13 protein-coding genes and 1 riboswitch are annotated in these 14681 nt (G+C 71.8%); of the genes, 5 read left to right on the top strand and 8 right to left on the bottom strand.

The annotated features are described in order from the left end of the window. The first annotated feature begins 16 nt into the window (after positions 1 to 16). From OHB00_RS35965 to OHB00_RS35945, 5 genes are all read left to right on the top strand, one after another. On the top strand, positions 17 to 757 hold the full coding sequence (locus OHB00_RS35965) for an ABC transporter ATP-binding protein (protein WP_406441090.1): 741 nt from the start codon (positions 17 to 19) through the stop codon (positions 755 to 757). Beyond that, on the top strand, positions 739 to 2292 hold the full coding sequence (locus tag OHB00_RS35960; protein ID WP_406441088.1) for a hypothetical protein: 1554 nt from the start codon (positions 739 to 741) through the stop codon (positions 2290 to 2292). Before OHB00_RS35965 ends, OHB00_RS35960 begins: the two co-directional genes overlap by 19 nt. A 97-nt stretch (positions 2293 to 2389) precedes the next feature. After that, the gene (locus OHB00_RS35955) at positions 2390 to 2797 is read left to right on the top strand and encodes a VOC family protein (RefSeq protein ID WP_406441086.1); all 408 of its coding nucleotides are present in this window, start codon (positions 2390 to 2392) and stop codon (positions 2795 to 2797) included. 16 nt (positions 2798 to 2813) lie between these two features. Beyond that, on the top strand, positions 2814 to 3968 hold the full coding sequence (locus OHB00_RS35950) for an LOG family protein (protein ID WP_406441084.1): 1155 nt from the start codon (positions 2814 to 2816) through the stop codon (positions 3966 to 3968). A 159-nt stretch (positions 3969 to 4127) separates the two neighbouring features. After that, positions 4128 to 4832 carry an LAETG motif-containing sortase-dependent surface protein gene (locus tag OHB00_RS35945; RefSeq protein ID WP_406441083.1) on the top strand — a complete coding sequence of 235 codons (705 nt, stop codon included), beginning with the start codon at positions 4128 to 4130 and terminating at the stop codon, positions 4830 to 4832. A 75-nt stretch (positions 4833 to 4907) separates the two neighbouring features. Here OHB00_RS35945 and OHB00_RS35940 read toward each other — a convergent pair whose 3' ends face one another. The 8 genes from OHB00_RS35940 to frr all read right to left on the bottom strand — a co-directional run bounded on the left by OHB00_RS35940 (position 4908) and on the right by frr (position 14653). Further along, complete coding sequence (locus tag OHB00_RS35940; RefSeq protein WP_406441081.1) at positions 4908 to 5927, bottom strand: ABC transporter ATP-binding protein; 1020 nt, start codon at positions 5925 to 5927, stop codon at positions 4908 to 4910. Then, positions 5927 to 7525 (bottom strand): ABC transporter permease, encoded by a 1599-nt coding sequence (locus tag OHB00_RS35935; RefSeq protein WP_406441079.1) that lies wholly within the window; start codon positions 7523 to 7525, stop codon positions 5927 to 5929. Before OHB00_RS35935 ends, OHB00_RS35940 begins: the two co-directional genes overlap by 1 nt. Positions 7526 to 7569: 44 nt before the next feature. After that, positions 7570 to 8640, bottom strand: coding sequence for a thiamine ABC transporter substrate binding subunit (locus OHB00_RS35930; RefSeq protein ID WP_406441077.1), 1071 nt, complete (start codon positions 8638 to 8640; stop codon positions 7570 to 7572). A 72-nt stretch (positions 8641 to 8712) separates the two neighbouring features. Continuing rightward, positions 8713 to 8820: riboswitch (TPP riboswitch) on the bottom strand. Positions 8821 to 8863: 43 nt separating this feature from the next. Next, on the bottom strand, positions 8864 to 9970 hold the full coding sequence (gene rlmN / locus OHB00_RS35925; RefSeq protein ID WP_406441075.1) for a 23S rRNA (adenine(2503)-C(2))-methyltransferase RlmN: 1107 nt from the start codon (positions 9968 to 9970) through the stop codon (positions 8864 to 8866). 77 nt (positions 9971 to 10047) lie between these two features. After that, positions 10048 to 10833, bottom strand: coding sequence for a VOC family protein (locus OHB00_RS35920; RefSeq protein WP_406441073.1), 786 nt, complete (start codon positions 10831 to 10833; stop codon positions 10048 to 10050). Positions 10834 to 10860: 27 nt separating this feature from the next. Beyond that, positions 10861 to 12105, bottom strand: coding sequence for a cytochrome P450 (locus tag OHB00_RS35915; RefSeq protein ID WP_406441071.1), 1245 nt, complete (start codon positions 12103 to 12105; stop codon positions 10861 to 10863). Positions 12106 to 12734: 629 nt separating this feature from the next. Next, positions 12735 to 13754, bottom strand: a complete 1020-nt coding sequence (locus tag OHB00_RS35910; RefSeq protein WP_406446141.1) for a phosphatidate cytidylyltransferase — start codon at positions 13752 to 13754, stop codon at positions 12735 to 12737. A 341-nt stretch (positions 13755 to 14095) separates the two neighbouring features. After that, positions 14096 to 14653, bottom strand: a complete 558-nt coding sequence (gene frr, locus OHB00_RS35905; RefSeq protein WP_406441069.1) for a ribosome recycling factor — start codon at positions 14651 to 14653, stop codon at positions 14096 to 14098. Positions 14654 to 14681: the final 28 nt, after the last annotated feature.

Genomic DNA, 14681 nt, shown 5'->3' with positions numbered 1-14681 from the left:
ACCGAGGTGTACGCCCATGGAGGCCCCGCCGGACAACGACGTGCTGTGGGCACGCTCCCTGCACTTCCGCCACCAGGACGGCTCGCCCGGTGTCGCCGGCATCTCGCTCGGCGTGCGGGAGGGCGAGATCCTCGCCGTCAGCGGCCCGCGCGGCAGTGGCAAGACGACGCTGCTGAGGTGCCTGGCCGGTCTGGTCCCGGCGCAGGGCGGCGAGGTCTGGTTCAACAGCAAGGCCGTGCACCGGATGGGCCCGTTCGCCCGGGAGCGGCTGCGCCGCGACCGCTTCGGCTGGATCGACCCGTTCCCGACGCTCGTCCCGGAGCTGAACGTCTGGGAGAACACGGCCCTGCCCCTGATGCTGCGCGGCACCGGCCGGCGACGGGCCAAGGTGGCGGCGCTGGAGTGGCTGGAACGCCTCGACGTCGGCGACAAGGCCCGCAAGCACCCGGCCGAGCTCCAGCAGGCCGAACGCCAGCGCGTCTCCATCGCCCGTGCCCTGGCCCCCGCCCCCACGGTCCTCTTCGCGGACGAGCCGACGGCCCCGCTGCACCGCGCCGACCGCGCCCACGTCCTGCGCACCCTCACCACGGCGGCCCGCTCCCACGGCATCACCGTCGTCCTCGCCACGTACGACGCGGAGACGGCGGCCCTCGCCGACCGCACGGTCGCGCTCCTGGACGGCCGCCGGGTGAACACGGTCCACCTGCCGCCGGTCCCCGAAGCGGAAGGCCGGGCCGAGTGCTCGCTCTCCGCCTGACCCGCGCCGCCCGGCCCTCCGTGCACCTGCGCCGCCTCCTGGTGGCCGCGGCCGCCGCCGGCACGGGCTTCCTGCTGCTGTCCGCCCTCGGCTACGGGCTGGCCCACCCGGCCCACTCCACGGCGGCGCTGCTGCGCCTGTCCTGGTGCGCGGTCCCGCTCGCCACCACGGTGCACCTGGCGGTCGCGGTGGCCCGCACCGACCCCGGCGCCAGGCCGCGCTCCGGTCTGTCGGCCTTCGGCCTGGGCCCGGCCCGCCTGATGGCGATCGCCGCCCTCAACACGGCCCTCGCCTGCACCCTGGGCTCCGTGCTGGCCCTCCTGGTCTTCCTCCACCTGCGCGGCGACCTCACGGGCATGCCCTTCGACGGCGCGGCAAAGGACTTCCTGGCCGCCGACAGGTCCCTGCCCGTCCCGGCGGCCCTGACCCTCCTGACCGTCCCCCCGGCACTGGCGTCCACGACGGTGGCCCTCACCCTCCGACCCCGCGACCTGCCCCACCCCGCCACCCACGCCCGCGTGTACGGCCGCTTCGTCGCCTACGACAGAACAGCGAAGCGGGAAACCTTCGGCGCCTACGGCCGCTTCGGCGCCCGCTTCTTCCGCGCCCCGACGACCACCACCCGCCCACCACTCGGATCCGCTCAACCCGCGGCCGGCCCCCAGCCACCGCTCCACGCCACAGCCGCCCCCCAGCCACCGCTCCAGCCCGCGGACGGCCCCCAGCCACTGCTTCAGCCCGCTGCCGGCCCCCAGCCACTTCTTCAGCCCGCGGGCAGTCGTGCCGCTGGGGCGATGGGGGTCCCCCCGCGCGAGCGAAGCCGAGCGTGGGGGAGGGTGGGCGCGGACGGCACCCTGCCAGCGCCGGCAAGCGACACCCCGCCCACCCCGGCCCCCACCGACCTCCCCACCGCCTCACCCCCCGGCCTCCCCTGGGCCGTCGCCGTCCTCGCCGCCGGCCTCGCCGTGGAGTCCTACGCCGGCCTCACCGACACCGCCCCGCACGCCGCCCCGCACACCACCCTCCCCGGCGGCCTGGCGGGCGGCCCCGCCGGCGTCCTCGCGGGCTGGGCCCTCACCGCCCTCGGCCTGATCCTCGCCGCCCCCGGCCTCACCCACCTCTGCGGCCGCCTCCTGCAGTGCGTCCGCCCCGGCGCCCGCCGCCTCCTCGCCGGCCGCGTCCTGATGGCGGAGGCCACCCGCATCGGCCGCCCCCTCGGCGTCGTCTGCGCCGTGGCGTCGGCGGGCTTCGCGGCCACCACGCTCTACGGCTACGGCGGCAGCACCCCCGCCTTCGGCCCCCTCACCGCCCTCGGCGGCCTGGTGGTGGCCGGCTGCACGGTCGCCACCCTGTTCATCGCCGCCGTGGAGGCCCGCCAGTCCCGCGCCGACACCACCGCGGCCCTGCTCCGCCTCGGCGCCCCGGCAACCGTGCTGCGCAGCGCGGCGGCCCTGCGCGCCGGCGCCCTGCTGACCCTCTTCGGCCCCCTCACCCTGCTGATCGCCGAGCTCGCCGCACTCCCGCTCGCCCGCTGAAAAGCCGTACGAAAAAAATCCGGACCCGGCGATGACTTTCGCCGCACCCCCCGGTCTATCCCCGCGAACGACACGACACCACGAGGGAGAGACCCCCATGTACCAGCAGATGATCTTCGTGAACCTGGCCACCGGCGACGTCGCCGCGTCGCGGAAGTTCTTCACGGAGCTCGGCTACTCGATCAACCCGCAGTTCAGCAACGACGACTGCTCCTGTGTCGTGATCAGCGACACGATCATCGCGATGCTGCTGAGCAAGCAGCGCTACGCCGACTTCACGAAGAAGGAGATCGCCGACTCGACGAAGACCAGCGAGGTGCTGATCTGCCTGAGCGCGGAGAGCCGCGAGAAGGTCGACGAGCTGGTGCAGAAGGCGGTCGCGGCCGGCGGCACGGCGAACGACGACGTCCAGGACCAGGGCTTCATGTACGGCCGTTCCTTCGACGACCTCGACGGCCACAGCTGGGAGGTCGTGTGGATGGACCCGGCCGCGGTGCAGGGCTGACACCTACAGTGGGCGGGTGCATCCGACACCCGCCCAGCCGCAACCCGCCCAGCCGCAGTCCACGCCGCCGCACCGGGCCGCCCGCGACCGTGAGATCGAGTCCCTCGCCGAGTTCGACGAGGTCGTCGCCGCGCACGGCACGCTCGACCGGTACCGGCTCCAGGCCGTCGATCTGACGGACCGTACGGACGTCCTGCTGACCACGGACACCACCGGCGCCGTCTTCCTCGGCTGCCAGATGTCGCCCGAGGCCGCCGCCCGGGTCGGCGCGTCCGGCGCCCTGGTGTTCCCACCGGTCCCGGACCTGCCCTTCGACCCCTACCGGGCCTTCGTCTACACGCCCGACGAACTGTTCGACTCGCTCGCCGCCGGCTACGAGGCGACCCCGGACGCCCGTTCGTACGCCTGGTTCGAACAGACCAAGGCGGACGGCGACATATTCGGCTCGATGCTGCGCTCGATCCACGACGACGCGGTCTCCGACGCGCTGGACGAACTCCTCGTCGGCGCCCGGGTGGTCGGCGTGATGGGCGGGCACGCGATGGCGCGCGGCACGGCGGAGTACACCGGTGCCGCCCGGCTCGGCCGGGAGCTCGCGCGGGCCGGCTTCACCGTGGCGACCGGCGGTGGCCCGGGCGCGATGGAGGCGGCGAACCTCGGCGCGTACGCGGCGCCCTTCGACGACGGGATGCTCGACGAGGCGCTGGAACTCGTCGCCAAGGCACCGTCGTTCCGGCCGTCGGTCACCGACTGGGCGCGCGCCGCCTTCGAGGTCCGCGAGCGCTGGCCGGACGGCGGTCCGTCGGTCGGCATCCCCACCTGGTTCTACGGCCACGAGCCGCCGAACGCCTTCGCCGCGCACATCGCCAAGTACTTCGCCAACGCCACCCGCGAGGACGGCCTCCTGGCCCGCTCCGACGCCGGTGTGGTGTTCCTGCCGGGCGCCGCCGGGACCGTACAGGAGATCTTCGACAACGCGACGCCCAACTACTACGAGTCGCGGGGCGAACCGACCCCGATGGTGCTCGTGAACGAGGCTCACTGGAGCGAGAAGCTGCCGGCCTGGCAGCTTCTGACCTCGCTCGCGGGGCAGCGTGCGATGGCGTCCCGTATCGCCCTGGTTGACCGGATCGAGCAAGCTTCACAAGCGCTGAAACGTCTCAGCAGTTAAACAGCGAGCAAAGTCAACGCCTGTGGACCGCATATGCATTGACACTGCTTACGGAGCGCTTATACACCTGTGAGCCTCTTGGGGTTTCTGATGCCTCGTCGCACCGTCGCGTCAACTCCCCCTCAGCCCCCCGCAGTCATGCACTCAGTAAGGACAAACGTGTCCATATCCCGCCGCAGTGCACGTCGTTCCGTGCGCATCCTGGGTGTTGCCTCCGCGTCGGCCGCGCTGGTCCTGGGCGTCTCCAGCAGCGCCCTCGCGTGCAACATCAAAGAGTTCTCCGCCGAAGCCACCTGCGACGGCTCCAACGGTGTCATCACGGTCACCGACAAGGACGCTTCCGGTACTCCGGCCACCATCACCGTCTTCCTTGAGAACAACGGCGCCGACGCCAGGCAGGTCGGCGACGCGAAGCCCATCAAGGGCACCGCGGCAGGCGCTACGGTCAGCTTCTCCGAGGACTGGGCACCGAACGCCGTGTACCGTATCCGCGTCACGACCGACAACGGCAAGGTCGACGCGGACATCACACCGAACCTGACCACCCCGTCGACCGCGTGCAAGTCCGACGAGAGCTCCAGCCCGTCCCCGTCGGAGTCGGCCACCCCGTCCCCGTCGGCGTCCGAGTCCACCCCGGCCGAGTCGGACTCCCCGACCCCGTCGGCCTCGGACAGCACCAGCACCGCTCCGGCGTCCGCGTCGAGCAACGCCCCGTCCCCGGCCGTCGGTGAGTCGAACCTCGCCGAGACCGGTGCCAACTCCAACACCGGCCTGATCGCCGGTATCGCCGCCGCGCTCGTGGCGGTCGGCGGTGGCGCGGTGTGGTTCGGCATGCGCCGCCGTGGGGCGCACAGCGGTAGCTGACCCACCGCTCACTCGTACACGCCGAGGCCCCTCCCCGTATCCCCGGGGGCGGGCCTCGGTCGTACCCGCGCGGCCTCAGTCCAGTACGACGGTCTCCGCCGCGTCGAACTCGACGCCCACCGCGTCCCCGGCCTCCGGCGCCGCCCGCAGTGCGCAGGCAGCCTCCAGGCGGGGGCCGTCCTGGGGCTGGAGATGGACGGTGACATGGGTGCCCTGGAAGGTGCGGGCGGCCACCGTGCAGGGCAGCCCCGCGTCGGCGGCGACCAGCCGTACTCCGGCCGGCCGGACGAGCAGGGTCCGCGCCCCCTGCCCGGCGCCCTCGGGCACCGGCACCTTCCCCCACGGCGTCACCGCGACCGTTCCCTCGACGGTCGCCGGGACCACGTTGCCGAAGCCCAGGAAGCGGGCCACGAACTCGTCCGCGGGCCGCTGCCAGACGTCCAGGGGCGTGCCGGACTGGGCGATCCGCCCGTCCCGCATCACGACCACCCGGTCGGCCAGTGCGAAGGCCTCGCCCTGGTCGTGCGTCACCGCGAGCACGGTCGTACCCAACCGCCCGAACAGCTCACGCAGTTCGACCACCAGCCGCTCCCGCAGCGAGCGGTCGAGCTGCCCCAGCGGTTCGTCGAGCATCAGCAGCCGGGGCCGGGGCGCGAGCGCCCGGGCCAGCGCCACCCGCTGCTGTTCCCCGCCGGAGAGCCCGGCGACGGCCCGCCGGGCCGCGCCCGGCAGTCCCACCAGGTCCAGCAACTCTGCGACACGCGCGGCCTGTTCCGTCTTACCGGCACCACGCATCCGCAGCCCGAAGGCCACGTTCCCGCCCACGTCCCGCTGCGGGAAGAGCTGATGGTCCTGGAACATCAGCCCCACCCCGCGCCGATGCGCCGGCACCCGTGCCTGGTCGTGCCCGTCGAGCAACACCCGCCCGGAGTGCAGCGGTTGCAGCCCCGCCACCGCCCGCAGCAGCGTCGACTTGCCGCTTCCGCTGGGTCCGAGCACGCACACCACCTCGTGCTCGGCCACCTTCAGGCCGACGGCGTCGAGGACGGCCCGTCCGCCGAACCGCACGGTGGCCGCGTCGAGAGCCAGCAGCATCAGAACTCCCCCGTCCGGTCGGTCCGCAGCCGCTCAAGAACCAGCAGCGCCACCGCGCACACCACCATGAGAATCGTGGAAAGGGCCATCGCCTGGCCGTAGTTGAGATCACCGGGGCGGGACAGCAGCCGGGCCACCGCCACCGGCAGGGTCGGGTTGTCGGGCCGTGCGATGAACACGGTCGCCCCGAACTCCCCCAGCGACACCGCGAAGGCGAAGCCCGCCGCGATCAGCAACGCCCGCCGCACCAGGGGAAGATCGACCTCCCGCCAGACCCGCCAGGGCGACGCCCCGAGCACGGCCGCCGCCTCCCGCAGCCGCTCGTCCACGGCCCGCAGCACGGGCAGCATGGTCCGCACGACGAAGGGCGCGCCGACCAGCGCCTGCGCCAGCGGGACCAGAACCCAGGACTGGCGCAGATCCAGCGGCGGCTTGTCGAGCGCGATCAGAAAACCGAAGCCGACGGTCACCGCGGACACCCCGAGCGGCAGCATCAGCAGCGCGTCGAACCCCCGTACCAGCCGCCCCGCGTCCCGGCGGGCCAGCGCGGCGGCGGCGAGCCCGCCGATCACCACCGCGATGGCGGTGGCCGCGACCGCGTACTCCAGGGAGTTGACCACCGACTCGATCGGCGCGACCAGGAAGGTCCCGCCGTCGGCGTCGCCCAGCGCCCGGTAGTAACCGAACCCGCCGTCCAGCGACCGCCGTACCAGCACGGCCAGCGGCAGGACGAGGAGTACGGCGATGGTGGCGAGGACCCCGCCGAGCAGTGCCCACTGCCCGGCCCCGCGCGGCCGGCGCGCCGTCACCGCCGGGTCTACCAGCCTGAGCGCGCTCTCCCGCCGCCGTACCGTCCACGCGTGCACGGCGAGGATCGCGCCGACCGCGGTGAACTGTACGAGGGTGAGGACGGCGGCCGTGGAGAGGTCGAAGATCTCGGAGGTCTGCCGGTAGATCTCCACTTCGAGGGTGGAGAACGTCGGCCCGCCGAGGATCTGCACCACACCGAAGGAGGTGAAGGTGAACAGGAACACCATCAGCGCGGCGGCGGCCACGGCGGGCGCGAGCGCGGGCAGGGTGACCTTCCGCCAGGCGGCCGGCGGGGAGACGCCGAGCATCCGGGCGGCCTCCTCCTGCCGCGGGTCCAGCTGGGCCCACAGCCCGCCCACGGTCCGTACGACGACCGCGTAGTTGAAGAAGACGTGCGCCAGCAGGATGGCCCAGACGGTGGTGTCGAGTCGTACCCCCCACAGCTCGTCCAGCAGTCCGCCCCGCCCGACGAGCGCGAGGAAGGCGGTCCCCACGACGACCGTCGGCAGCACGAAGGGGACCGTCACCACGGCCCGGAGCACCTGCTTGCCCGGGAAGTCGAGGCGGGCGAAGACGTAGGCGGCGGGCAGTGCGGCCAGCAGGGTGAGCGCGGTGGAGGCGAGCGCCTGCCAGGTGGTGAACCAGAGCACGTGCCGGATGTCGGACCGACCGACGACATCGGCGATCCTCCCGAACTGCCACACCCCGTCGGCCTTCAGCCCGCGCGTGACGATCGCCGCGACCGGCCAGGCGAAGAAGACGCCGAAGAACGCGACGGGCACGGCCATCAGACCGAGCCGCGCCGCGCTCCCCGAACGGCCCCTTCGCGGGGCTACTTCAGTACGAGTGACGTCCACGTCTTGACCCACTGGTCACGGTTGGCGGCGATCTTGTCGGGCGCCATGGTCTCGGGATCCTGGGCGGCGGGCCCGTACTCGGTGAACTCGGCAGGCACCTTGGCCCCCTTGACCACCGGGTACACGAACATGTTCAGCGGCATGTCCTCCTGGAACTCCTTGGAGACCAGGAAGTCGATGAGCGCCTTGCCGCCCTTGGTGTTCTTGGCGTTGCTCAGCAGCCCGGCGAACTCGATCTGCCGGAAGCAGGTGCCGGTCGCGACCCCGGTGGGCGCGGTGCTCGGCTTCGGGTCGGCGTAGATGACCTCGGCGGGCGGGGAGGAGGCGTACGACACGACGAGCGGCCGGTCACCGCCCGCCTTCTTGCCGCCGGCCGAGCCGGAGAACTCCTCGTCGTAGGCCTGCTCCCAGCCGTCGACCACCTTGACGCCGTTGGCCGTGAGCTTCTTCCAGTAGCCCTGCCACCCGCCGTCCCCGTACTGGGCGGCCGACCCGAGCAGGAAGCCGAGCCCCGGCGAGGAGGTGGCCGCGTTCTCGGTGACGAGGAGGTTCTTGTACTGCGGCTTGACGAGATCGGCGTACGAGGTCGGCGGGTTCAGCTTGTGCTTGGTGAAGTACGCCTTGTCGTAGTTGACGCAGATGTCGCCGTAGTCGATGGGTGTGACCCGGTGCTTGGCCGCGTCGAGCTGGTACGCCGTGCCGACCGTGCCGAGCCCCTTCGCCTCGTACGACTGGAAGAGACCGTTGTCGAGGGCCCTGGACAGCAGGGTGTTGTCGACCCCGAAGAAGACGTCGCCCTGCGGGTTGTCCTTGGTCAGGATAGCCTTGTTGACGGCCTGCCCGGCGTCGCCGTCCTTGAGGACCCTGACCTGGTAGCCGGACCGCTTCTCGAAGTCCTTGAGCACGTTCTTGGAGACGGCCCACGAGTCGTGGCTGACGAGGGTGACGGTCTTGGAGTCGGCTCCGCTGTCCGCCGAGGACGAGCATGCGGACAGCGTCACGAGCCCGAGCCCGACGGCCGCGGCCACGAAGGTCCTGGTGTGCACTGGTGTTTTCCTCCTGGGGTTGTCCAGGAAGAGACGCGGCCCCGCCCGCGGTGTGCGGGCAGGGCGCAACAGCTTGAGTAATGACCGAACTTCCTACCCAGAATGACCTGGGCGAGGTTCAGAGGGTCTGCGGCCCGGTTGCCGCACTCTCAGCGCTGTGGCGCTCCCCTGTCGGAATATGAAGATGTGTTGGCCAGATCCTACCGCTCGGTCCCTACGGCGCTCACCTCTCGGTGGCCGCGAGCTGACCACAGGCGCCGTCGATCTCCTGCCCACGGGTGTCCCGGACCGTCACCGGCACACCATGCGCCTCGATCGCCTCGACGAACGCCTTTTCGTCCTCCGGCCGCGACGCGGTCCACTTCGAACCCGGCGTCGGGTTCAGCGGGATGAGGTTGACGTGCACGGGCTTGCCCTTGAGCAGCCGGCCCAGCCGGTCACCGCGCCACGCCTGGTCGTTGATGTCGCGGATGAGCGCGTACTCGATGGACAGGCGCCGCCCGCTCTTCTCGACGTACTCGAACCCGGCGTCGAGGACCTCGCGCACCTTCCACCGCGTGTTCACGGGGACGAGGGTGTCGCGCAGTTCGTCGTCGGGGGCGTGCAGGGAGATCGCGAGCCGGCACTTGAAGCCCTCGTCGGCGAACCGGTGGATGGCCGGGACCAGTCCGACGGTCGAGACGGTGATCCCTCGCTGCGAGAGGCCGAGCCCGTCCGGGGCGGGGTCGGTCAGCGCCCGGACGGCTCCGACGACCCGCTTGTAGTTGGCGAGCGGCTCGCCCATCCCCATGAAGACGATGTTCGACAGCCGCGCGGGACCGCCGGGCACCTCCCCGTCCCTGAGCGCCCGCATCCCGTCGACGATCTGGTGGACGATCTCGGCGGTGGACAGGTTCCGGTCCAGCCCGGCCTGCCCGGTCGCGCAGAACGGGCAGTTCATCCCGCAGCCCGCCTGCGAGCTGATGCACATGGTCACCCGGTCCGGGTAGCGCATCAGCACCGACTCGACGAGCGTGCCGTCGAACAGCCGCCACAGCGTCTTGCGCGTCGTCCCCTCGTCGGTCGACAGATGCCGTACGACGGTCATCAGCTCGGGGAACAGCGCCTCCCGCAGCTTGTCCCGCGAGCCGGCCGGGATGTCCGTCCACTGCTCGGGGTCGTGCGCGTACCGCGCGAAGTAGTGCTGCGAGAGCTGCTTGGCACGAAACGGCTTCTCCCCGACCTCGGCCACCGCGTCCTTGCGCTCGGCGGGCGAGAGATCAGCGAGATGCCGCGGCGGCTTCTTGGCTCCGCGCGGCGCGACGAAAGTAAGTTCTCCGGGCTTGGGCATGGTTCTACCAGTGTCGCAGATCGATTCGGGTGGCCTGCGACGGTGGGTCCGGGGCCGGCACGGCCCCGGGAGCGAGTTCAGCTTCTGGCGGTGGTGATGATGGCGAAAGGGGCACCGGAGGGGTCGAGGAACATGGCGAAGCGGCCGATGCCCGGGGCCTCGGTGGCCGGGATGAGGACGGTGGCTCCGGCCTCGGTGGCCGAGGCGAGTGTGGTGTCGCAGTCCCGCACCTCGAAGTAGGGATGCCATTCCGAGGTGGAGCCGGCGTCGAGGTTGGCCTGGGGCAGTTGCATCAGACCGCCGTGGGAGGACGCGTCACCGGGGGCGGGGAAGAGAACCGTGTAGGTCAGTGCCGGGCCGATCGGCACATCGGTCGTCCGCCAGGAGAAGACCGAACCGTAGAACGCCTTCGCCGCGTCCGCGTCGGTGGTGTACAGCTCCGTCCTGGCCAGGCTGCCGGGGACCGCGACGAGGTCCAGGCCCTGGGTTTCGCCGGGCTGCCAGACGGCGAAGTCGGCGCCGGTGGGGTCGACGAAGGCGGCCGCCCGCCCGAAGGCGAAGACGTCCGCCGGGGCGATCCGGACGCTGCCGCCGGCCTGCTCCACGGCCTTGGCGGTGGCGTCGGCGTCCGGGGTGTGGAAGTACACCCTCCAGGACGGGCTCGCGCCCTCCCCGGTGAGCGGGCCGATCCCGGCGACCTTCCTGCCGTCCTGCTCGAAGAAGCCGTAGCCGCCCGCCTCCGGTCCCGCCGACCGGTGTCCCCAGCCGAAGACGGCCGCGTAGAAGGCGGCGCTCGCGCCGGTGTCCGGGGTGCCCAGGTCGAGCCAGTTGGGAGCGCCGGGGACGTAGGTGGTCGTCAGCATGGTGGAGTCCTCCTCGGCCCTCGCCGGTCACCAGGTCACGGGCAGCGTACGCGGTCCGCGGATCAGGCCCTGGCGCTGGAACTCGACCTCCTCGGGTGGCACGGCGAGCCGGATGCCGGGGAAGCGGGCGAGCACCGAGCCGATCATGATCTCGGCCTCCATGCGGGCCATGATCGCGGCCATGCAGTGGTGGGGGCCGTGCCCGAAGGCCAGGTGGGGACCGTTGGCCCGCTCGAAGTCCAGGTCGTCGGGGTCGGTGAAGACGGCGGGGTCGCGGTTGGCGGCGACGTAGGCGTTGTAGACGACGTCACCGGCGCGGATCAGCTGGCCGCCGACCTCGACGTCCTCGGCGGCGACGCGCGGGATACCGACGCCGTTGCGGTGCGGGACGTAGCGGAACAGCTCGTCCACCGCCTTGGGGAGCAGCTCCGGCTCGCGGCGCAGCCGGTCCAGGTGCCTGGGGTGGGTGAGCAGCGCGTACATCATCGAGCCGCTGTTGTTGCGGACCGCGTGGCCGCCGCTGACCTGGATGGCGGTGGCCAGGGAGATCGCCTCGTCGTCGGTGATCTCGCCGTCGGCGGTGGCCTGGGCCAGCACCCCGGCGAGGTCCTCGCGAGGTTCCTCGCGGCGGCTGTGCAGCAGCTCGGCGATCCGGGCGCGGGTGGCGCGAGCGGCCTCCCGGGCACGCTCCTCGGCGTCGGGACCGGCGGAGAGCAGCGCCTCGCCGGTGGCCGCCCAGCGGTGCCAGTCCTTCTCGTCGACGCCGAGGAAGTCGCGGATCACGGCGATCGGGAACGGGCCGTGCAGATGCTCCATGAGGTCGGCCGGCGGGCCCGCGGCCTCCATCGCGTCGAGGAGTTCACCGGCCCGGCGCTCTGCCATCGGCCGCAGCCGCTGCATGGCCCGCCCGGTGAAGGCACGGGCGACGACCCGGCGCAGCCGGTTGTGCCCGGGCGGGTCGATGTACTGCAGGCCGGCCGTCTGGGAGGCCACGGGCGCCGGGCGCATGCTGGTGACGTCTCGGCCGACGACCAGTTCCCGGGAGAAACGCGGGTCGGACGTGACGAAGCGGACGTCCTCGTACCGGGTGACCAGCCAGGCGTCCCCCTCGCCGTGCGCGAGTCTGATCCGGGTGACCGGCTCGTCACGCAGCATCTCGTCCAGGAACGGGTCCGGGTCGAGGGCGGGCAGATCGTCGACGGGCCAGAACCGCACCGGCGGCGGGGCCGGGGTCGGGGACGGGGTGGAGGCCGGAGCCGGGTCGAGGGGCATGGGCAACTCCCTGCACGTCGGAGAACACAGCGTCCTCACAGGGAGTCTGCCTCTGACCGGCATGCCCATGCGATTTCTGCTGCGTCATCCGGGGCCCCACCAACGAGCCCCCGCCCTGCGAAGGAGGGGCCCCGCTACGCCCCTGCGAAGGAGGGGCCCCGCTACGCCGGCTGCATACCGACCGCCGCGATGTCCGCGTAGATCAGCCGCCGAGGCCACATCTCCGTAGGCCGACCGCAAGCCGGCGCCCGAGTGGTTCAGCCGCTACCGACGAACAACACCATCAGCAACCACACCACCGGAACCGTCGGCAGCAACGAGTCCAGACGGTCCATGCTGTGTCGACCTGCCGCTACCGCGGCGTGGCCCCGTGGCCCGCTGTCAGCCGCCGCCCACGAACAACACCATCAGCAACCACACCACCGGAACCGTCGGCAGCAACGAGTCCAGACGGTCCATGCTGTGTCGACCTGCCGCTACCGCGGCGTGGCCCCGTGGCCCGCTGTCAGCCGCCGCCCACGAACAACACCATCAGCAACCACACCACCGGAACCGTCGGCAGCAACGAGTCCAGACGGTCCATGCTGTGTCGACCTGCCGCTACCGCGGCGTGGCCCCGTGGCCCGCTGTCAGCCGCTGCCCACGAACAACACCATCAGCAACCACACCACCGGAGCCGTCGGCAGCAACGAGTCCAGACGGTCCATGATGCCGCCGTGGCCCGGCAGCAGGGTGCCCATGTCCTTGATGCCCAGGTCACGCTTGATCATGGACTCGCCGAGGTCGCCGAGGGTGGCGCTGGCCGCGACCGCGAGGCCCAGCAGGAGGCCCTGCCACCAGGTGCCGTCGTCGATCAGGAACTGCATGCACAGCGCGCCCGCGACCATCGCGAACAGCACCGCGCCGACCAGGCCCTCGCGGGTCTTGCCGGGGCTGATACGGGGGGCGAGCTTGTGGGTGCCGAAGCGCCAGCCGACCGCGTAGGCGCCGGTGTCGCTGACCACCGTGAGGAGCAGGAAGGTCAGCACCCGGAAGGGGCCGTCCTCGGCGGTGAGCATCATCGCGACGAACGTCGCCAGGAACGGGACGTAGAACGCCGCGAACAGGCCCGCCGTGACGTCCTTGAGGTAGCCCTCCGGCGGTTCCGTCATCCGCCAGACCAGGACCGCGAGCCCGGTGAGCGCCAGGGCGACCCAGGCGCCCTCGGCGCCCCGGGCGTAGCCGGCCACCACCATCGCCGCGCCGCCGAGCGCCAGCGGGACCAGCGGCGCCTTGATGCCCTTGCGCTCCTGGAGCCGGCTGGTCAGCTCCCACAGGCCCACCACGACCGCGACCGCCACGACACCGACGAAGACGGCCTTGACGACGAACAGGGACGCCACGATCACGACGCCGAGCCCGACGCCGACCCCTATGGCCGCACCCAGGTCGCGTCCCGCGCTCTTCTTCTGCGGCGCGGGCGCCGGCTGGGGGACGTCGGGCATGGGCTCCGGATTCTGCGGCGCCGCCGCGTGAGGCAGGGGCTGCGCCGACGGGGTGTCGCTGCGGAACGTCTCGTCTCGGAACAGGGGGCCGCTCAGCCGGGCGGCCCCCCGGTCGTCGTCCTGGTCAGAGCCGTACGCGGGTACGTCGTCGGGCACGATGGGCATGGGGCGAGTCTGCTGCGCGTTCTGCGCATCGTACGCGGGACCCGCCGGGACGGCTCCCTGGACATGCCCCTGGTCATAGCCGTGAGCGCGACCGAGGTCGTACCCCTGACCGGGACCCTGGGCCTGGCCGGGGACGTACCCCTGGGCCGGGCCGGGGCCATACCCCTGAGCGGGGTCCGGCCCGTGGCCGTAACCATGGCCCTGGCCGTACCCCTGGCCCTGACCGTGGTCGTAGCCCTGGCCGGTGGCCTGATCGGTCGGTCCCCAGTACCCGGCCGGTGATCCGGCCTGCCCGGCGTGCTGCCCGGCGTGCTGCGGGGCTCCCCAGGATGAGTCGTTCATCAGACTTCGAGAAGCTCCGCTTCCTTGTGCTTGAGGAGCTCGTCCACCTGTGCGACGTACTTCGCGGTGGTGTCGTCGAGCTCCTTCTCGGCGCGGCGGCCCTCGTCCTCGCCGACCTCGCCGTCCTTGATCAGCTTGTCGATGGCGTCCTTGGCCTTGCGGCGCACGGAACGGATGGACACCCGGGAGTCCTCCGCCTTGCCCTTGGCGACCTTGATGTATTCCCGGCGGCGCTCCTCGGTGAGCTCGGGGAACACCACCCGGATGATGTTGCCGTCGTTGCTCGGGTTGACGCCCAGGTCCGAGTCGCGAATGGCCTGCTCGATGTTGCGCAGGGCCGTCTTGTCGAACGGTGTCACGACCGCCATGCGCGGTTCCGGCACGGAGAAAGAGGCCAGCTGGTTGATCGGCGTCGGCGCGCCGTAGTAGTCGGCCACGATCTTGTTGAACATCGCCGGGTGCGCACGGCCGGTGCGGATCGCGGCGAAGTCCTCCTTGGCGACCACGACGGCCTTCTCCATCTTCTCCTCGGCTTCGAGGAGGGTCTCTTCGATCACCACTTGCTCCTGCGTGTCTTGAGTAAGG

This window comes from Streptomyces sp. NBC_00631 (assembly GCF_045206895.1).
In the GTDB taxonomy this organism is placed as follows: Bacteria; Actinomycetota; Actinomycetes; order Streptomycetales; family Streptomycetaceae; genus Streptomyces.
Note: the sequence above shows the minus strand (reverse complement) of the source record. Positions and strands in the feature narration are given on the sequence as shown.